This window comes from Massilia sp. P2_C2, from assembly GCF_056404615.1.
This window is the reverse complement of record NZ_JBFUDR010000111.1, coordinates 1-18530: the sequence shown is the minus strand read 5'-3', so window position 1 is coordinate 18530 and position 18530 is coordinate 1. Positions and strand designations below refer to the sequence as shown.

The following is an 18530-nucleotide window of genomic DNA, read 5'->3' as shown; positions in this document are numbered from 1 at the left end:
CGCATGCGGTCTTCCTCGCTGCCGCCCGGTTCGGGGAATAGCGAGGCGTTGGGAGGCGCCATCGGCCGCACCTGCAGGGCTTCCAGCGCGAGGCCGATCACGGGCGCGTCCAGCACGAGCCTGCCCAGGCGCTCCCTGAGCAGGCGCACGAGGTGCTCGTCGCGCCACGTCGGCTCGGCCAGCACGATCTCCACGCCGGTCGGCGCACGCGCCACCCTGCCCCGCTCATGCTCCAGCTGCAGGAGGACGCGCTCCACCGCCAGCTGGCGCGCACACAGCCAGCCCGTCAGCTGCAGCAGCAGGCACTGGGCACCGGCCAGCAGCAAATCGGCGTCGTCGATGCGGTCGTACAGTTCCAGCCGCGCGCGGAACGTTTCGGGCGGAGCGATCCATTCGTGCAGCTCGGGCACGAGCCCGTAGGCGGCATCGAGCAGGTCGAGCAGCTCGCGTCCGCAGCGCCGCTGCAGGCCGGGGCGCGGCAGGCGGCGCAGGTCGCCCAGCGTATGGCACCCGATACCATCGAACCAGGCCGCGAACGGCCGCGCCGGCGGCGCCAGCAACACGGCCAGCCGGTCGAGCCGGCGCAGCAGCGACTCCATCCGCACGGCGCGGCCCGCATTCGCGCGCGCCAGCAGCCAGGCGCCACGTGCCGTGGGCGCGCACGCGAGCGAAGCCGTGAAGCCCAGCGCGCGCACGTTGGCGTGGATGCGCCGGCACAGCGCGAGGATGCCGCCGAACAGGCGCAGGCTGGCACTCACGTCCATCAGCAGCGTCGACTCCTCGGCCTGCGCGACCTGCGGCGTGTACTGCAGCAAGGCCAGCGCCACCGCGTGGCGGGCGTCCGCCTCCAGCGCCGGCGCGCGCGCGTGGATGCGCGCGTCGGGCAACAGCATCAGCACGCCGCCGCGGCGCATGCCGGTGCGCACACCGGCGTCCAGCGCATGCTGCGAGGCCACCAGCACGCGCTCGTGTTCGAGCACCACAGTGCCAACGTCAGTGCCGGTGTCAGTGGACCAGCTCGGTGCGAACACTTCGAGCGGTAACCGGGGCAGGTGCAGGGCGATCCACAGGCGCATGGCGTTCGGGCAGGTAGGAAGTCAATGGAAGGAACAGGGTCGCGTCGCGCTGCGGTCCCCGGCGTTTCACGAAACCGATCTCGATACCACCCGCCTGCGGCCGCAGGGCCAGGCGCAGCGGTGCCGGAGAAGCATCCTGCCCGGCCGCCAGCGGCCGCATCATGAAGAACAGGGTCTCCCCCGCCTGTGCCGCCAGATGCAGCCGGCGCAGGTGTTCGCCGCGCACGTGGTTCTGCCAGAACAGCAGCGCGCCGCAACTACCGCTGCGCAATACCTGCTCGGCGGCCCACAGCGCGTCCGCCGTGCGGTCGGCGCGCAGCCAGATCAATTGCGAGGGCTGCACCCCGAGCGCGGCCAGCGCCAGCGCCTGGGGCGGATGCGGCGGCTGCAACAGCACGACGCGCCGCTGCGCCACGGCCGCCAGCGCGGGACGCAGCAGGCGCATCTCGCCGATGCCGGGCTGTTGCAGCAGCAGGTCGACCAATACCCCGGTCGGCCAGCCGCCGCCGGGTAGTTGGGCCGACAGGGCTGGATGGCCGGTATCGACGCAGCGCGTGCCGCCGCGCGCCAGCTGCGAGGCGCGCCAGAGCGATGGGTGCAAGGATTCCGGCGCTGCAGATATTGAACCTGAGCAAGTCATGTATGACGCGAAGAAATACTGTATAAACATACAGTACTATTTTCATCACGTTTTGGCAAGATTGATCTTATTGAATGTCAGATTGTGAACAATGCTGAGACTTGGTTCTGTCTGGGCGATAATTATTTTGAAGCAGGGGAAGGTTACCTGCCTGATCGGCCATCAGTAGCTCGCACCCGACAGCCTTGCAGCTGGCGTTCGAGCAGGCTGATGATGCCCAGCAGTTCTCTCCTCAACTCCAGTGCGAAGCGATGCTCGTGCATCGACCCCGCCTACGTCCGGATTTTAGGTTAGTACGCATGGACGAGTGCGGGAACAGGTTTGCCTTGGAACACATAGCCGAGAATGAACATTCGCATCCAGCTCATGCACGCGATGCGAAACATGCCCGATACGCGCTGTCCTAGAGTGGCGTTGATCATCACAAAGGCTCCCGCCCATGCACGAGATTTCGGGCATGGATACGGGCGTCGGGCAAAAGCATCAACACGTCGCCGCAACGCATGCCGGTGCGCACGCCGGCGTCCAGCGCGAACTGCGACGCCACCAGCACACGCTCCTGTTCGAGCACGATGCTGCCCGCGTCAGTGGACCAGCTCGGTGTGAACACTTCGAGCGGCAATCGGGGCAGGTGCAGGGCGATCCGCAGGCGCATGGCGTTCGGGCAGGTAGGACGTCAATGGAAGGACCAGGGTCGCGTCGCGCTGCGGTCCCCGGCGTTTCACGAAATCGATCTCGACACCGCCGGCCTACGGTCGCAGGGTCAAGCGTAGCGGTGCCGGAGACGCATCCCGGCCGGCCGCCAGCGGCCGCATCATGAAAAACAGCGTGTCCCCTGCCTGCGCCGCCAGATGCCGCCGGCGCAGGTTCTCGCCGCGCACATGGTTCTGCCAGAACAGCAGCGCGCCGCAACTACCGCTGCGCAATACCTGCTCGGCGGCCCACAGCGCGTCCGCCGTACGGTCGGCGCGCAGCCAGATCAGTTGCGAGGGCTGCCCCCCGAGCGCGGCCAGCGCCAGTGCCTGGGGCGGATGCGGCGGCTGCAGCAGCACGACACGCCGCTGCGCCACGGCCGCCAGCGCGGGACGCAGCAGGCGCATCTCGCCGATGCCGGGCTGTTGCAGCAGCAGGTCGACCAATACTCCGGTCGGCCAGCCGCCGCCGGGCAGCTGAGCCGGCAGGGCGGGATGGCCGGTATCGATGCAGCGCGTGTCGCTGCGCGCCAGCTGTGAGGCGCGCCAGAGCGACGAGTGCAAGGATTCCGACGCTGCAGATATTGAACCTGAACAAGTCATGTATGATGCTAAGAAATACTGCATAAAAATACAGCGCTATTCTCATCAGGTTTTCGCAAGGTGAATCTTTGGAATGATGGGTGTGAGTAATGGAAGACGGCGCGAGTCGGCAACAACGAAGCTGCGGCCGTTTTTACTGCCCGAGCCAATTTGTGCATGACCGCCGCGTAAATACACAGTACCAACAGCGCTAGGTACGGAACAAAACCTACGAGGAAAAGCCTACAGGATGAGCCTCTAGCCTATTGACATAGGTTAAGGATGAGCTATAGCCAAGTAAGTGATGCCAGAGGCAGTAAAAAGCCGGTGCGAGAAATTCCGGCACCGGCTCCATGACCAGTCTAAACTCGACKGCTACGACAAGGCAGATGGCCCTACGAAACTAAACAGTTACTTTCTAGATTTTTTGTGTTTTCAATTTCCACGATTGCAAAAGCGCCCGCAAACGAACAATAAAATCCAAAAAATCATTGTTACGCCATCATTATTGTGAGCCAATCGAAATTTTGAAATCGACATTGGAAAGCGTGCGAAATGTAAAAGTCTTTTCTTCGTCAGAAAAACCTACAGGATACCCCCATGAATAGCCGCTCGATGTTTTCACCAGATCTCGTTCAGCAACCAAATCCCTGACAAAAAGACGTCTATTCAGCTTCGCGTCAACAAATATCTTCACAACCGGTTGATCAAATGCAAACCCCGGAACGATAGTCGTACCAACAGCCAAAAGCGTCCGCCCATCATTTGAAAGGTATACCTGTGGATACCAATCTTTAGTTATCAAGACTGTCCGCTCGAAATTGTTCCGCACGTTCTTATGTAAAGTGATCCCTGACATTGGCGTCACGTTCACACAATACGTATTTCGGCTTGAGCATACTTTATATTCATATGGCTCACGAGCTGGCGAATCGGCCATACATGGATCCACGCGTAGAATTAGTAGTACAGCAAAGAAAGTCAATCTCATTGAGATATCCAATTTATTTTCATCCGGCAGCATCTGAATTTACTATCATTTACGAATGCATCCGAAGACGTCGCGGCAATCAATTAAATAGTCTTCGAAGAAAAGAGGTGTTAGCATTGATGATCTTTTGTATATCATCTTGAGTTACACCAGTTTTTCCGTAACGACCCATAATATTATTCTCGAAGCCGCTACGAGGCGTAGTTTTTCTAACACCATTCACGGTACAGTCATCGTATTCATCAGGTAGGCCCATAAGATGGCCGGCCTCATGGGTCGCCTCCCACCTGTAATTTCCCTGCCCTGGCACAAACCATGTCCCATCCTTGCCGTTGGCAACAACTGATGTTCCTGCACCCGATACCAAATTGACCGTATTTTCTGAGCCAGTTACAACGGTCGTCGTAACAGTAAATTTACCAAATTGCCCCGACCACTGGTTCGATATGCTTTGGTTCAAACTTTCAATTAGCTGAGGCGTGGCAGCATTGCCGCTATAGGTGATCGGTATGGTTATTTGTACATTGTTTCCGTCAACCTTCACCTTTGCGTCTTCACCAAATGGATCCACAAGCGAAACTGGATTTCCCCCGACGTATGCATAGAGACATTATCCCCCCCAGCGTCCGAACGATTAAGGAGTAAAAATCCGGCAATGCAACCAACCTGAATAATGAAGAGTAAAAGAATAAATTCACCCAAGTCAGTCCACAACTGTCGAATAGCTCGCAACCTTGCACGCTGCGCAAGAGATTCCTCAAAAAAACTTTGAATTACCCCCTGTAAACTTGGAAATGCCTTCTGAATCAAATCCGCATTCTCCTTCGTAATCGCTGAATTTGGCTCAATAAATAACCCAGCATCGCGAGACGCATAAAGCATTAATGCACCAATTAGCAAAAGAATTAACGMAACAGAAGAAAAAGCTGCCAATACCATACACTTACCTTTAATTGATTTCATTTYGCCGCAGCCTTAACAATGTCAGACAATGACTTCGTATAGTCCTTACCCAACTCTCGCGCAGCGTCTATATTCTTGCGCTTAGCCTTATCCGTACGCCAGGTTGCCAACCGCGTCGTAGGAAAATTGCGGTACGGGTCGCTCGCGGCGGTGCGTTACGTGCCCAAGTTCGGTCGATAGAGGCGCCCAATGCTCTGCAGCCCAATCGGACTGCCGCGTATCAACGATAAACAACAACCGCCAATAACATAATCGCAAGATTCCCACGGCAGCTGAAAACCGACTGCGACTTATTTGGTATGAATTACTCTTAATATTGCTCCAGTTTCCTTCGATATCCTTACCTCTGCAACCCCGCCGACCGTTCGAGCAGGAAGGGAGCCCCGGATTATCCATATTCCATCACGAAGGCTCACGTCAAAAGGACGCTGCTTCAAGATGCTTGTTTTTCCATAGATCGGAGTAAGTACAGCTATCGCGACTGTTACGGCAGTATTCTTGTCTGGCACGAATCCTTCTGGCGGAACATAACCTGCATCGGCAACAGAATCAGATTCTTTCATCAAGGGCGTTTGCGCTGATGCACTGGCGATTGCAGACACCAGCAATAAGATGATGAATTTTCTTGAGATCATTTGGCCCCCGAACCGATTGGAAGCGCAGGACCTTTTCTTGGCGCGCCAGGAATCGGTGTATATTTTCCAATAATGCCATTCGGCGTTCCCAAGTATGACGGGACTTGCTCGTTATCTGCCCAGTCCATATCGGAATTGGAGAAAACTTCGTTATGGTAACCGGGGCTATAAGCGGCATGGGTATGATATTGCCCCGCGTTACTTGTTCCCGAAGGGCAAGTACCGAAGTTTGCGGACGCCTTCTCGCCCTGGCGCGGCTTTGTGTAACTATATTTCCCATCTTTTCGGCGATATATCCTCCCAGCAAACTCGCGGTTAATTCTTATTGAGGTGGGATTAATGTCTCGGATAGCCTGAATTCCTGCTTCATCAACCGTTTTATACGGATCCCCTGGTGCCAGCCCGAAAGGATCGACGCTGCTTATTGGATTGCCTTCGACGTATGCATATGTGTTTACACCGCCGAGCAGGCCAATTGGGTCACTTTGCAGATAACGGCCAACCGAAGCATCGAAATATCGGTTCCAGTTATACCACAACCCAGATTCGTTATCATAATATTGTCCAGGGAAACCGACATTTAACCCGCCAACTGTATCAACTACGACATTACGGTCAAACGCCGCATTCTCTGCACGCCAAGCCACATTACCTGACGCGTCCGTCAGTACTTCCGGCCGACCAACTTGATCGTTGTGGCTGGCATAGAACTGCCCGTTGCGCACGATCCCCATCAACTGCCCACCAAGCCAAACGTAATTGGTAGTTTGTGCACCAATCTCTGTCAGCAATTCTCCGGACGGGCCGTACACGTAGTACGTAGAGACGCCATTAACCATCTTCAGCACACGCTGATTCAGAGCGTTGACGCGGTAAGACCCAACCTTGTTGCCGTTGATGTAGACCGCACTCATCCGGTTGAAGTTGTTGAATTCGTAGGTACGCGAACCGTCATCGCGACTTTCGCCGGTCACATTGCCCATATTGTCATAACCGAAATGCCTCCACTTGCCGGCACCGCTCCAGTCCATGAGCCGGTTGCTGTCGCTGGCCAAACCGAAGGTGAAACCGACATTGTTGCGGATCTGGTTCGTGCGATTACCAGCGGTATCCAACTGGAAGGTCTGTGGATCACCGCTACGATTGGCTGACGCCAACCTATCAACAGCATCGTAACCGAAGCTCGTGCTTAGGCTCGAATACACGTTATCGGTTACTGACGCGATGGTGTTGTTAACGTTATACCCGAACGACAAATCGTGCTTGCCTGGCGAAGCAACGCGTTGAACACGGCCGTCTGTATCCATGGTCAGCATGCGCGGCTGGCCATTGCCGAAACGCCAGGCGTAGAGTTGCTCCGTTGCTGGCTGATATAAGAAAGAGTCAGCCAGGGTAGCCCAAGTACCGCTGAGGTTACTTGTAATGGAGGCGAATCGGCCATACTGATCGTAGTTATAGTTGACGACGAATCCATTCGGATAGGTCATGCTCTTCAACCGCCCCACGGTATCGTAAGTCCAGCTGACGGTCGGATTTTGCAGACAGAAAATGTCGCTGGTTTGCTGAGTTAGACGGCCAGCCGCGTCATAGGTATAGTTGGTCTGTCCAGTATAGTCGTTGAAATGCGTAAGACGGCCCTTACCATAAGCTCCTTCGTCATACGTAAAGAAACGGCATTCGCCATTCATGCATACTGAAGTCTTGCGCCCTTTTTGATCCCAGCCCAAAAACGTCGAGCCTTTCGCTGTAGCAAAACTCGTCATGCGTCCGCCCGAGTCCACGTTGTAATTGGTCGTGCCGGTGTCGGGACTAGTCATGCTGGTTACTTCACCATAGCCATTGTGGCTATAAGTCGTAATCAGACCACGTGGATCTTTAACCGAACTCAAAAAACCAGCAGCGTCATAGTTATAAGTTATCACTCCACCATCAGGATTCGTCTGGGTACGCATCCGGTTAAGTTCATCGTAGGTGTATGACGTGACACGTCCGGCCGCATCGGTTGTATTTAATACGTTACCGACCGCATCGTATTGGAATGACAATACTTGTCCATTATTACCCTTGATCTTCGATGGCAGATTTAACACATTATCATAGACTGTCGCAGCCAGAAAAACACCGGAAGATGATCCGCTAATTACGCCATTCGATACTGACGGGACATTTCTTGCCGATTGCGTGGTCCGGATATTATTAGCGACATCATAGCCAAACGATATTTTTTCGCCGAGTGCATTGGCTTGGTCCGTCAATCGGCCAGAAGTGGTGTAATAAAATTTTGCAGCATGGCCATCGGACCGCGACATTGAATCCACTCGACCATTTCCTGCATACGTTGCGGATCTGCTACCAACACCTGCGGTCACCCAGGAAGTCGGATTACCCAGGATATCGTAGTCAATAGTTGTCACCACGCCATTTGGATCGGTTACCTGCCTTGGTGAACCAAGGCCAGTGTAATTACTGTAAATGGTTGCAAGACCAGCCGCATCAGTATACGAAGTGAGATTACCCGCAGTATCAAATTTATATACTTCGGTTGAAGAGCCACTGGGCAGCAAGTTGGTTACTGTCTTCGTTTGAATACTTCCGTTGGAATACAAGCTGTACGAGACAATTTCTTTACGCGACGGCGCCCCAGTCAACAAATCCGTTACAGTCGTCGAGGAGATCAGTCGACCAAACACAGAATTGATATAAGTATAGTCAACCTGAGTGATTCCGTGACCGTCGGCACCCGATGTCGTCACCCGAGTCAAATCTGCAGAGGGCGCATCTGTTGGCTTCACATAAGTATTCGTAATCGTTCGAGCGCTAGTTGTACCCGCTGCGACCGTACTATTAAGCAATAAGCCATCCTTGCTAAATAAGTACGTCGTTTTCGTACCACGAAAGTCGGTCGTTTGAGTCAACAGCCCCTTTGCATCATAAGTTTGCGATGACGTCGCGCCAGGGCAGCTCTGAGTCGCTGTTGATTGTACGTTCGCCAGCACTCTCCGCCCCATAACGGTTTGGAAAGTGTACTTTGTCTTTTGACCGCGGACATCCGTCAACGTCGTTGCGTCAGTGTCATATGTGAACGTGTCGGATGCTTCGCCATCCTCGGTTTTGCTGTTGACAACTTTACCAGCGCTATAGGCATATCGCGTCGCGCGTACGCCATCAATCGCGTAACCGGTCAGCAACGAGGTATCAGATTGATCCTCATAAAAGTAGGTAACAACACCTCGTGACGATCCCGGAGGTGTTACCGTTGTGAGCATCCCATTCGCGTTATAGCCATAATTCCAAATCGAATTATCGGGAGCGGTAACCTGGGTTACATGGGAGCCATCTCCCCACGTAAACCCAACAGTAGCATTGAACGCATTCGTTATCGATTTTAAATGATTTGACCCGTCGTAAATATACGTATAGGCGACAAAACCGCTTTTCTTAATTGAATCGAGAAGAAAAAGACTCCCAATGCCCGAGCTTTTGGTTGAAAAAGCATATTCATCATCTCCAACATAAATAGTAATGTGTGTTGGATCATTGTATTTCAAATAAATATTTGTCGACGAATATGATGACGCGCCTGTCGAAACGTCCTGCAGAACGGCTGGAGTAAGATAAATATTATTTACTGAATTACCCGGAACGATCAAACGCGAAAATTGATAGACTCCGCCATCTGGAAGAGAGAAATCTATATTATCCGGCACTGAAGTTGATGTTTGGCTACCATTCAGATAAACCTGAGTCCAGCTGCCATACATTGAAAGCGCCGCATACCTCAAGTTCGAAGTCCAGTGTTTTCCGAAAAGCTGAGGACCAACATCCTCKGATCGATAGGTACGCGTTAATGGCATACCCAACGCCGAGGCATGAATAAAGTCTTGCTGGGACAGGTATTTGGTGCCGGTTGCCAAAACCACGGGATGTTCCGATTTGGGATTGGCTGCTTTAGTACAGTCTGAACTTGGCGCAGCCGCGCCGAGTGCGGGTAGTATCCCATGTGTAGGAAGACGACTCCCAGAAGAACCTATGTTGGAAGTAATGCCAAATTCGCCTTTGTTATACAAAGGGTTCTGTCCATAACCCGGATCATCGCTCTTGGAATATTTTCCTGTACCACAATTTTCACCACACGGGATAATCTGTGCCCCAGCGAAATGAGGTGTTACAAGCAACTGTATCAAAAACAGAGGAAGTACCACGGCTTTTACTGACAAGCCGAAACTCTTTTTACTCATTTTTTGTTCTCGTATCATATTTGGTCTCGCAATCCGCATTGAGCAGGTGTCGAATTTAGTTTCTGTAACAGAGCCTGCCAACTGTGGCCTACTTATATGGGCACATCAGAGCGGCGTTCGGCGGTAGCGTCGAGGTCGTCGTGATGGTGCCGACATACGACTCGCCGCCAGGGATGCCGGTCGCGGTGGTTTTGTCGCACACTCTCCGTCTCCAGCGGCCGAGATGGGGCGCAGGTAAGCTCACTGCATGAGTACACCTGTGATAAGTACACCTGTGAAATCGAGGTGGCGAACCGCCAATGGAAAAGCGTGCAACGCGATGCCGAATACGAAGATCACTCATGAGACCATTGCACGGGTGAGACACGGAAGCAGTTAACCCAACGCGCACGAACGGATGCTACCAGCAGCATAACAGCAACTGATAAGCAACGATTTATGAAATTAATCTTCTTTTTCTGATACATGATCAATAAAATCCAGAAATTAAATACAGCATTCTTCCGGCGCCAAAATGGCAGGCTTTTTAGTGTCAAACAATGCCTGCCCGAATTCACGGCACACGACACATATGTTCGACATAAGGCACGTTATTGGCTAATGGCGCAGTTCCCGACTGTGTCAATACCAGCGTTCCATCCGACGCCTTCGATACGACCGACGGCAGTTGGCTCGAAGTCGTGTAATTTATTGTGATGGAGGGACTGCTCGGCGATTGACCCGAGTTGACTGTGACATTTACAAGACCTTGCATCCACAACGTGCTGGGCCCCGCCAGCCCCAGATTGGTGGAGAGCTGATAACCACCGCTCCCGTTGGAAACCAGGATAAATGAAGGTATCGCCGGCGGCACCACAACAGGGAAATCGAGATCGTCATCCAGCGAAAGCATGATGATTTTAGGTACTGGCTTTACCAGAATGTCCAGTTGTCCATCTCCATTGATATCAGCCGTGTAAGACAAGTATGTATCGACTGTTTGAGCCGATGCGCTGCTAGCGATGAAAGCACACAAAAGAATACTTGCCGAACTAAAGCGCCAAGGAAGACTAGTAATCATTTTTTATTTAGATATTGGATAAAATTTAAATCGACCGAGAAAGTCATAGAACGACAAGTAAACGATGGACTGGTTCCGGGAAACAAGTATCAAATATATCCGCTCAGCCTTCCACGCTCACGGAGTAGATAACCGGGCACTTCTTATCGCGAACCCATTTAAGAAATAACCAAGAGACCAAGATGAAATCTCGTAAAACTTACGGCGCAATATCACCGGCAGGCGCAGGTACCCCTTCATAGATTTTTAATCTCAAGGAATAAAATAAGAGATCTCGAATTTTTATGGCAGCGACCAAAACAGCAGTTTAATTAAATTCAGCAACTCGCACCGATAATCGGTTACGGATCAAACCATTAACATCAACGTCCTGATAAAATATAAATAACAAATTTAGCATCTCGGCGACCATAACGGACGCATATAAGGGCACCTCGAAAAACCTCTGCTGTGGCATGATGCCGCTTCCACAACATTGCTGACCACGTAGCCATGATGAGACCGAGCCTGTTCGCGGCCCAGGAGCGCGAAGCCAAACGAAATAAGCTGGGCGATACGCTGCAAGTGCTGGACAGGCACGTGGACTTCGCTGCGCTGGCGGCCGAAGTGGACCAGGCGGCACCGCGGCCGGATCGGTCGCGCGGCGGCAGGCCGCCGTTCCCCACCGAGGTGATGGTGCGGATCCTGCTGCTCCAACAGCTGTTCAACCTGTCGGACGAACAGATGGAATTCCAATTGTTGGACCGGATGAGCTTCCTGCGCTTTACGCGTTTGAGCGACACCAGCCAGATTCCCGACCGCACCACGATCTGGACGTTCAAGGAACGGCTGATCAAGGCCGGGGCCAGCGAAAGCGTGTTCGATGCCGTCAACCGTCAGCTCGCCAGGCATGGGTATATCGCGCGCGGCGGCCAGATCATCGACGCGAGCATCGTCCAGGTGCCCAGGCAGTCGTTGAACAGGGAAGAGAAATCCATCGTCGACGACAACGCCATGCCGGCCGACTGGTCGCCGCCGAAGCGGCGCCAGAAGGACATCGAGGCGCGTTGGACAAAGAAGCACGGCAAGTCCTACTTCGGCTACAAGCTGTCGGCGAACGCGGACAAGCGCTACAAGCTGATCCGCAAGCTCAAGGTCAGCACGGCAAGCGAGCACGACACCAATCATTTCGAGGAAGTGCTGGACGCCGCCAACACGAGCCGCGCCGTGCTGGCCGACAAGGGCTATGTCGACGGCGAGCGCGAAGCGCGACTGGCGGATGCGGGCTGGCGCATGTTCATCCAGCGCAAGGGCCGCAAGGACAAGCCCCTGTCGGAAACCCAGGAGCGACGCAACCGGCGGATCGCCAGGACGCGTGCCCGCGTCGAGCATGTGTTCGCCGGGTTGGCGCAATTGGGCGGCAAAGCGTTGCGCAGCATCGGCCTGGCGCGCGCCACGCTGCACCTGAACTGGAAGGCCGCGACTTATAACCTGCGGCGGTTGTGCTACCTGAAGGAAGCACGGATCGAGGCGTTCTGACGCCCGAGGTGCGCCCGATGCGCCGAAAGCGGCTCGTCGGGCAGTGAAACAACGCCTCGATTGGCTGATTCCGGCCTCGAAAACTACGCTTGCGCTCAATTTTTCAGCCCGACTGCGCAAAATCTTCGGTTATTCGAGGTGCCCATAAATCTTGTCGGTCACAGTCATCGCGATTGAAGGAATAAGAAATCAACACAAATCAAAGCGTGATTCATTGACCGCTCGCAACCTTCAATTTTACTCCCAGTAAATACTTCAAAGTCTATCCAATATCAACAAAAATGTGACATGTGAAAAATCAGATATTTACAAAACAAGCCAGCCTCGAAACCAACTATTGCTCTGATATGAACACTAATTTTTCGTTACCTCCGAAATAATTTGGTCATAATTTGAAACGATAGAAAGAACAATCAGCGAACCAAGGGAACTCATTAAGTGCGCATCCCGCCGCATCCTGGCCCTATACTGGCGACGACTGCAACCCAAGGGATTCCACCATGCACAAGATCGCCCTGACGCTGTTCGTGCTCGCCCTGCTGCACACGCTCGCCGCCCGCCCGTCCGACGCCCTCGCCCACGACTATCCGCGCCACGCCGGCCTGTTCCACCTGCTCGATGAAATGGAGGTGATATTCGGCTTCTGGACCTTCGTGCTGATCGCCGCGATGACGATCACCGCGCCGATGCTGGCGCCGTCCCTGTTCCGCCAGGGATACCGGAGTGGCTGAAATATGGGGCGCTCGGCGTCCTGTTCGTCAACGTGTCGATCGGCGGCACGCTGACCGCGTATGCCGCGCCGCCCGTGCTGATGGTGGCCGGCGCGTGGGGCTGGGACAGCGTCCACATGCTGACTCACTTCGGCCGACGCACCGCGTCGCCGCGCTAGTCAGTTGGGCCGACAGAGCAGGATGACCGGGGTATTCCCCAATGAAGCACAGTGTTTCCTGAACAGTCAAACCACAGCCACGCTGAACGACTCAGGCCGTCGCGCAAGCAGATGAGACAACCGTTGAAGCCCCGCCTGCAAGCGTCCCCGGTCCTTGATGCTCCCCAACGAGATTCGGATCGCATTCACGGATGCGCTGCCGGTTGCGAACGCCTCCGCCGGCGTGACCGCGATGCCCTCGCTGTCGGCCGCGCGCGCAAGCTGCGCGGCGTTCCAATACGCCGGCAACTCGATCCATACATGCAAACCGTCTCCGCTGGCGCTGTACCGCCCCGCCAGGATGTCCCGGGCCATCCGGTGGCGCAGGCGCGCCTCGTTGCGTACGCCGGCCATCAATCCGTCGGCCGAACCGTCGAGGATCCACTGCGTGGCCAGTGCGGCCGTCAGCGGAGCGACCATCAGCGCAAACGATCTCAGCGCGGCCAGGAAACGTTCGCGTTCGTGCGGATCGCGTATGAGCACGAACGCGACCCGCAAGCCGGGCGTCAGGCATTTCGACAGGGTTGAAATGTAAACCACCTGTTCCGGGGCAAACGTGGCGACAGGCGGCGGCGGGGCATCGGCCAGGAGCCAGTACGGATCGTCCTCGACGATGCGTACGTTGCAGCGCCGCGCGATGCCCGCGAGTTCCTTGCGTCGGCGTTCCGGAATGGTGACGGCGGTCGGGTTCTGCAATGTCGGATTGAGGTAGACCAGCCCGGGCTTGTGCCGGCAACACGCCTCTTCGAGCATCGCGGGCACCATCCCGTGCCTGTCCGCTTCCACCGCAACGATGTGCCGGCCGAACTGGGTCGCTGCGGCACGCAAGCCGGGATAACTCATCGGCTCTGCCAGGATGATGTCGCCAGGCGCTGTCAGCGCAAGGATCAATGCGGCGATGGCCGCCTGTGCACCCGGACAGACAACGACCTGCCGGGAATCCAGCTGTCCGAACATCGGTGCCAGCCATCTGGCGCCCGCCTTGCGGTCAGCGTCGCTGCCCCCGCCCAGGTGGTAAGTCATCAGCAATTCATTGTCTGCCCTCATCAGCACCTGGGACAGACCCTGTTTCAACATGTCGCCGAAGTCCACGCCATCCGGCGGAGGTGGCGTATTCATGCTCAGGTCGAGGATAGCGGTCAATTCGACTTTCGGCGCCGCGACATACGTGCCGCGCGCGCCGCGGCCCTCCAGCAGGTTGCGGCGCCTGGCTTCGTCGTAGGCGCGCGTGACCGTCGTCAGGTCGACGTCCAGCTGTGCCGCCAACCGGCGCTGCGGCGGTAGACGGTCACCCGGTTTCAGCGATCCGTCGGCCACCGCCGCCTGCAACGCATCCGCAATCTGCAGGAAACGGGGTCCGCCGTGCACGGCCAACCGCGGCAACCAGGCTGGCAGATCGGCATCTTGTATGGCTTTCAACTGGGACATTTTGTCTCAATGTATGGAAATTGCTTTTAAGTAGAATGCCTCAGAACGTGCAGCCACACCATCCTTGCAGGCTTTCGGCAAGATAGTGTCAAGTCATAGCCTGGAATACTCAAAATCATGGAATGGATCCCCGTCGTCTTCGTTGTGTTCAAGTTTCTCGTGTTAGCCACGGGCATGTTCTTCGCCATCAAGTGGCATTACGATCAAGGAAGGAAGGGGAAGGGGAAGGCGAAGGAGAGCCGCGCGGTGCTGCGCGCGGGCGGCAAGGTGGCCGTCGTCTTCGTGCTGTCCCTGCTGGTCCTGGGGTTCGTCACTTTCGCCCTTGCCGGGATACTCGGTCTGGACTTGAGCTCCCCGTGACGGCACCCGCCTCCCGCGCAAACGCCACCAGCTTCTCCCTCACCCACCGCTGCGCCGCATCCCGATGGTTACGGTCATGCCAGGCCATATGGATGGCGAATCCTGGCACCGGCAACGGCGATGCCAGCACCCGCAGGCGCTTGGTATGCCCTTCCACCATGCGCGCTGGCACGAGTGCCACGAGATCCGAGCGCTCCACCAGATCCAGCACGGAGTGAAACGTCGACGCCGACACGACGACCCGGCGCTGCAGTCCCTGCGCGTCGAGCACATCGTCGACCGGGGAGGCAAAGCTCCCGCCGCGCGGCGACACCAGTACGTGCTCCAGCTCACAGAAACGACGCGCGTCCAGTGGGCGGCGCAGCGCCGGGTGGCCACGGCGGACAATGAAGACGTAGTGTTCCTCGAACAGCGGGCGCGAGCGGAGGGCTTCGGCGATACCTTCCGGTGTCAGCACGGCCAGGTCGATCTCGCCCTTTTCCATGTGCGCTTCCAGGCGCGTGACATCGGCCGCACGCAGGGCGATGCGCAACCCGGTCGCCTCCTTGCGCAGTGCCAGCGTGAAGTCGAGCAGCAGGGACGATTGCACGTAGTCCGAGCACGCCACGTGGACGGTGAAGCGGTCGCGTGACGGATCGAAGGCGCGCGCGGACGTCACCACGGCGCGCAGTTGCGCCAGCGCCGCCGCCAGCGGCGCCTGCAACCCCAGGGCCAGCGGCGTGGGCGTCATGCCGCGGTGGCTGGGGATGAACAGCGGGTCGCCCAGCATCTCGCGCAGGCGCGCCAGCTGGGCGCTCAACGCCGGCTGGCTCAGGTTCAGGCGTTGCGCGGCGCGGCTCACGCTGCGCTCGGCCAGCAGGGCTTCCAGCGTCACCAGCAGGTTGAAGTCGATTCTCTTGATATCCATTTTTTGGATACTAGCCCAAAAGCCCGCTGGCATTCCCGGCAGCGGTCGGCATGCCCAGAATAGTCTGCATCGTCAATCAAGGAGAACCACGATGAAGACTGTCCTGCTGGTACACGCCCATCCCGATCCCCGGTCCCTCACCGCGCAACTGGCGCAAGCCGCGCGCGCCGAACTGCGCGCCCAGGGCCACGAAGTGATCCAGTCCGACCTGTATGCGCTGGGCTGGAAAGCCGTCTACGACGAGCACGATTTCCCCAACCGGCTCGATCCCGAACGCCTGTCGTTCGTGGCGGAATCCGGCCACGCCTTCAGCACCGGCACGCAGCCGGACGACGTGCGCGCCGAGCAGGCCAAGCTGCTGGCCGCCGATGCCGTCATCTTCCAGTTCCCGCTGTGGTGGTTCGGCATGCCCGCCATCATGAAGGGCTGGATCGAGCGCGTGTTTGCCTTTGGCCTCGCCTACGGTTACCAGGGTGCCGGCAACCGCTACCGCTACGGCGAGGGCGGCCTCGCCGGCAAGCGCGCGCTGCTGTCCGTGACGACGGGCGGCCCGGCCGCGGACTACGGCCCGCGCGGCATCAACGGCCAGCTCGACGAACTGCTGTTCCCGATCACGCACGGCACGCTGTTCTATCCGGGCATGGAGGCGCTGCCCACGTATGCCGTACATGGCACGAGCCGCATCGATGCCGCCGGGGTCGAGCACGCGAAGGCCGGCCTGGCGGCGCGCATGCGCACGCTGTTCACCGACGCGCCACTCCCCTACCGCCCGCAGAACGGTGGCGATTTCCCGGACCGCCACGTGCTCGCGGACGACGTCGCGCCCGGCGTCACCGGCCTGCGCGCGCATTTGCGTTGAGGGTCGGCGCGCCGTCGTGGGACAATCGCCGGGACCAACAAGCCCCATGGTCAGTTTACCTGTGGCCCGGCTTTGCCGCTGCAGGAACGGATTTGTGAAACAAAGCCTTTCAGCGCTTCTCTCGGCCCATGTACTGGAACGCCACTGGCAGATGCGCTGAATCTTTGGAAGACCACCCTCATGCAGACTGGCAGGATACCGGCGAAGCGAAAGTCCAATTTACCCTTTCGCACACCGCCTTTTCCAAAGCAAGAGATGCCCGTGAAGCCGGTTCGGTTATGGCGAAGACGCCAAATTCACCCAAACCAGACTGCAACGGCCACCAAATGCCCTATATGTTGGGTCATCGGTTATTCGAAGGTAAACTGGTTGCTTGGTTACCTGCGCAGTTGTTGCCATTGTCAACATACGGCGGTCAGCATCAACGCTCTTGAGCGTCGTGATAAAGTTACTATCGCAGTTCATACCCGCTGGCACACTGAATCCGCCTTTTATCTGTATCTCGAAGTTTCCAGCATTATGTCCGCCGCTCGCAACTGCGATCACCGAAACTCGTTCAATGTACACGGGCCCCATGTCGCCTTCCGCTGCTGAAGCCGAGCTAGCAGCAATCAATTGGAGACATATTAATCCTGCCGTAGTCGCCGACCATTTTATTCGCTGCAAATTCATTCTTAAATATACTCCCCAAAAAAATAAGTTTCGGTAGCTGTCACAACAAAAAACTCCACGTTAGATTCACGGATTTACCCATCCATTTTGCCCACTTAATTAGTGGAGCATAGTCTGTTTATTTAAAAAGAACAATCCCGTAGCCTGTTTTCGCAATATCGCATGCTGTACTTCCGTCGAATACACTGATATTTCCCAGGTAGATCGTCTTTTCTTTTGTAAGTGACGCCAGGAGCAACCCATAATAGAACGTATATTGTGGGTTATCAGGGGGAATGTACATGTTAAGTTGATTCCAGCCGACCTTGCAGTAATTGGGCGCAAGCGTGGAGCTTATAGCAAACCAAATCTTGCCATCGGCGGCAATCTGTAAAGTTTGCACAACTCCCGACAGATCAGCGCCTGCCTGCGCTGACTCATACGGAAACAGAGGGATTACGACGGCAAGCAACGCTGCAAAAAGTTTTTTCATCATGGCCTTATCTACTGTTTAACAATAAAACAAATCTCATCGAAATCTTTTCCATCGACCTGACAGCCACAGGTATCAGATTCACCAATACTTAATTATCACCCGGCACCTGCATCAACAATGCCAGCCACCGCCTTCTGGAAACTTACTTTCCAAGCAAAACAGAATCCGGCGCCTGGACATCACGCATCAGTGCTTTTGCAAGATCGTTCCCAGCACGGTCTGTGGAACATTTTGCAACTGAATCTGATAGCTCGCCAAATACCAGGTGGGCCCCTGCCCCCCTTCGCTACCACTATTCAGCCTGGCGATGAATTCCTCGAGTGCCGCAACGTCCGCCGCCTCGGCGGTTATTTTTGTATCACCCGTTGCCGCATCGTGAGAAAATGAAAGTACGGCCACCTTTCCGGTGTCCGCCTGTTCAAGCGTGGACAAAACCCGATTCCACGGGTATTGCGTCGCTTGCAATACCTTGGCCTCGTCCTTGGCGCGTTCCTCCAGCACCGTAC

Annotated in this window: 16 protein-coding genes and 2 pseudogenes; 4 read left to right on the top strand and 14 right to left on the bottom strand. The window is 56.0% G+C overall.

Annotated features, from left to right (window positions below; all coding sequences use genetic code 11):
• From AC1DYX_RS14790 to AC1DYX_RS14745, 10 genes and pseudogenes are all read right to left on the bottom strand, one after another.
• Positions 1 to 1076 (bottom strand): Y-family DNA polymerase (locus tag AC1DYX_RS14790; RefSeq protein WP_477260019.1); only part of this gene is annotated, 1076 nt, incomplete at its 3' end.
• On the bottom strand, positions 1006 to 1716 hold the full coding sequence (gene imuA, locus AC1DYX_RS14785; protein ID WP_477260017.1) for a translesion DNA synthesis-associated protein ImuA: 711 nt from the start codon (positions 1714 to 1716) through the stop codon (positions 1006 to 1008). The genes imuA (AC1DYX_RS14785) and AC1DYX_RS14790, both read right to left, overlap by 71 nt.
• A gap of 421 nt (positions 1717 to 2137) precedes the next feature.
• On the bottom strand, positions 2138 to 2371 hold the full coding sequence (locus AC1DYX_RS14780; protein ID WP_477260021.1) for a hypothetical protein: 234 nt from the start codon (positions 2369 to 2371) through the stop codon (positions 2138 to 2140).
• Positions 2301 to 3011: pseudogene (imuA, locus tag AC1DYX_RS14775) on the bottom strand (translesion DNA synthesis-associated protein ImuA). Before imuA (AC1DYX_RS14775) ends, AC1DYX_RS14780 begins: the two are co-directional and overlap by 71 nt.
• Positions 3012 to 3495: 484 nt before the next feature.
• Positions 3496 to 3930: a hypothetical protein gene (locus tag AC1DYX_RS14770; RefSeq protein ID WP_477260015.1), complete on the bottom strand. Its 435-nt coding sequence runs from the start codon at positions 3928 to 3930 to the stop codon at positions 3496 to 3498.
• A gap of 130 nt (positions 3931 to 4060) precedes the next feature.
• Positions 4061 to 4552, bottom strand: a complete 492-nt coding sequence (locus AC1DYX_RS14765; protein ID WP_477260013.1) for a hypothetical protein — start codon at positions 4550 to 4552, stop codon at positions 4061 to 4063.
• A complete protein-coding gene (locus AC1DYX_RS14760; protein ID WP_477260011.1) occupies positions 4522 to 4944 on the bottom strand; it encodes a hypothetical protein in 423 nt (140 codons plus the stop codon). Before AC1DYX_RS14760 ends, AC1DYX_RS14765 begins: the two co-directional genes overlap by 31 nt.
• A 290-nt stretch (positions 4945 to 5234) precedes the next feature.
• On the bottom strand, positions 5235 to 5579 hold the full coding sequence (locus AC1DYX_RS14755; protein ID WP_477260009.1) for an NTF2 fold immunity protein: 345 nt from the start codon (positions 5577 to 5579) through the stop codon (positions 5235 to 5237).
• Entirely contained in the window at positions 5576 to 9817 is a 4242-nt protein-coding gene (locus tag AC1DYX_RS14750; RefSeq protein WP_477260007.1) for a DUF4329 domain-containing protein, read from the bottom strand. The genes AC1DYX_RS14755 and AC1DYX_RS14750 overlap by 4 nt, the downstream gene beginning before the upstream one ends.
• 553 nt (positions 9818 to 10370) lie before the next feature.
• On the bottom strand, positions 10371 to 10781 hold the full coding sequence (locus AC1DYX_RS14745) for a hypothetical protein (protein WP_477260004.1): 411 nt from the start codon (positions 10779 to 10781) through the stop codon (positions 10371 to 10373).
• Positions 10782 to 11369: 588 nt separating this feature from the next.
• Here AC1DYX_RS14745 and AC1DYX_RS14740 point away from each other — a divergent pair.
• The gene (locus AC1DYX_RS14740) at positions 11370 to 12395 is read left to right on the top strand and encodes an IS5 family transposase (RefSeq protein ID WP_477260002.1); all 1026 of its coding nucleotides are present in this window, start codon (positions 11370 to 11372) and stop codon (positions 12393 to 12395) included.
• A gap of 500 nt (positions 12396 to 12895) precedes the next feature.
• Positions 12896 to 13272: pseudogene (locus AC1DYX_RS14735) on the top strand (putative Na+/H+ antiporter); the annotation flags it as partial.
• 78 nt (positions 13273 to 13350) lie between these two features.
• Here AC1DYX_RS14735 and AC1DYX_RS14730 read toward each other — a convergent pair.
• A complete protein-coding gene (locus tag AC1DYX_RS14730) occupies positions 13351 to 14751 on the bottom strand; it encodes an aminotransferase-like domain-containing protein (RefSeq protein ID WP_477260000.1) in 1401 nt (466 codons plus the stop codon).
• Positions 14752 to 14868: 117 nt separating this feature from the next.
• Here AC1DYX_RS14730 and AC1DYX_RS14725 point away from each other — a divergent pair, with 117 nt between their 5' ends.
• Positions 14869 to 15111, top strand: a complete 243-nt coding sequence (locus AC1DYX_RS14725; RefSeq protein WP_477259998.1) for a hypothetical protein — start codon at positions 14869 to 14871, stop codon at positions 15109 to 15111.
• Here AC1DYX_RS14725 and AC1DYX_RS14720 read toward each other — a convergent pair.
• The gene (locus AC1DYX_RS14720) at positions 15062 to 16018 is read right to left on the bottom strand and encodes a LysR family transcriptional regulator (protein WP_477259996.1); all 957 of its coding nucleotides are present in this window, start codon (positions 16016 to 16018) and stop codon (positions 15062 to 15064) included. The genes AC1DYX_RS14725 and AC1DYX_RS14720 overlap by 50 nt on opposite strands.
• A gap of 91 nt (positions 16019 to 16109) precedes the next feature.
• Between AC1DYX_RS14720 and AC1DYX_RS14715 the strand changes: the two genes are divergently transcribed.
• Positions 16110 to 16877 (top strand): NAD(P)H-dependent oxidoreductase, encoded by a 768-nt coding sequence (locus AC1DYX_RS14715; protein WP_477259994.1) that lies wholly within the window; start codon positions 16110 to 16112, stop codon positions 16875 to 16877.
• A gap of 790 nt (positions 16878 to 17667) precedes the next feature.
• Here AC1DYX_RS14715 and AC1DYX_RS14710 read toward each other — a convergent pair.
• Complete coding sequence (locus AC1DYX_RS14710) at positions 17668 to 18024, bottom strand: hypothetical protein (protein WP_477259992.1); 357 nt, start codon at positions 18022 to 18024, stop codon at positions 17668 to 17670.
• A gap of 186 nt (positions 18025 to 18210) precedes the next feature.
• The coding region (locus AC1DYX_RS14705; RefSeq protein WP_477259990.1) for a hypothetical protein at positions 18211 to 18530 on the bottom strand (320 nt) is incomplete at its 5' end.

Bases quoted from the DNA above. Each gene is read 5' to 3' on its own strand.
- imuA (WP_477260017.1), bottom strand. From the start codon at position 1,716: ATGACTTGCTCAGGTTCAATATCTGCAGCGCCGGAATCCTTGCACCCA.
- AC1DYX_RS14780 (WP_477260021.1), bottom strand. From the start codon at position 2,371: ATGCGCCTGCGGATCGCCCTGCACCTGCCCCGATTGCCGCTCGAAGTG.
- AC1DYX_RS14770 (WP_477260015.1), bottom strand. From the start codon at position 3,930: ATGGCCGATTCGCCAGCTCGTGAGCCATATGAATATAAAGTATGCTCA.
- AC1DYX_RS14755 (WP_477260009.1), bottom strand. From the start codon at position 5,579: ATGATCTCAAGAAAATTCATCATCTTATTGCTGGTGTCTGCAATCGCC.
- AC1DYX_RS14740 (WP_477260002.1), top strand. From the start codon at position 11,370: ATGATGAGACCGAGCCTGTTCGCGGCCCAGGAGCGCGAAGCCAAACGA.
- AC1DYX_RS14730 (WP_477260000.1), bottom strand. From the start codon at position 14,751: ATGTCCCAGTTGAAAGCCATACAAGATGCCGATCTGCCAGCCTGGTTG.
- AC1DYX_RS14725 (WP_477259998.1), top strand. From the start codon at position 14,869: ATGGAATGGATCCCCGTCGTCTTCGTTGTGTTCAAGTTTCTCGTGTTA.
- AC1DYX_RS14720 (WP_477259996.1), bottom strand. From the start codon at position 16,018: ATGGATATCAAGAGAATCGACTTCAACCTGCTGGTGACGCTGGAAGCC.
- AC1DYX_RS14715 (WP_477259994.1), top strand. From the start codon at position 16,110: ATGAAGACTGTCCTGCTGGTACACGCCCATCCCGATCCCCGGTCCCTC.
- AC1DYX_RS14710 (WP_477259992.1), bottom strand. From the start codon at position 18,024: ATGATGAAAAAACTTTTTGCAGCGTTGCTTGCCGTCGTAATCCCTCTG.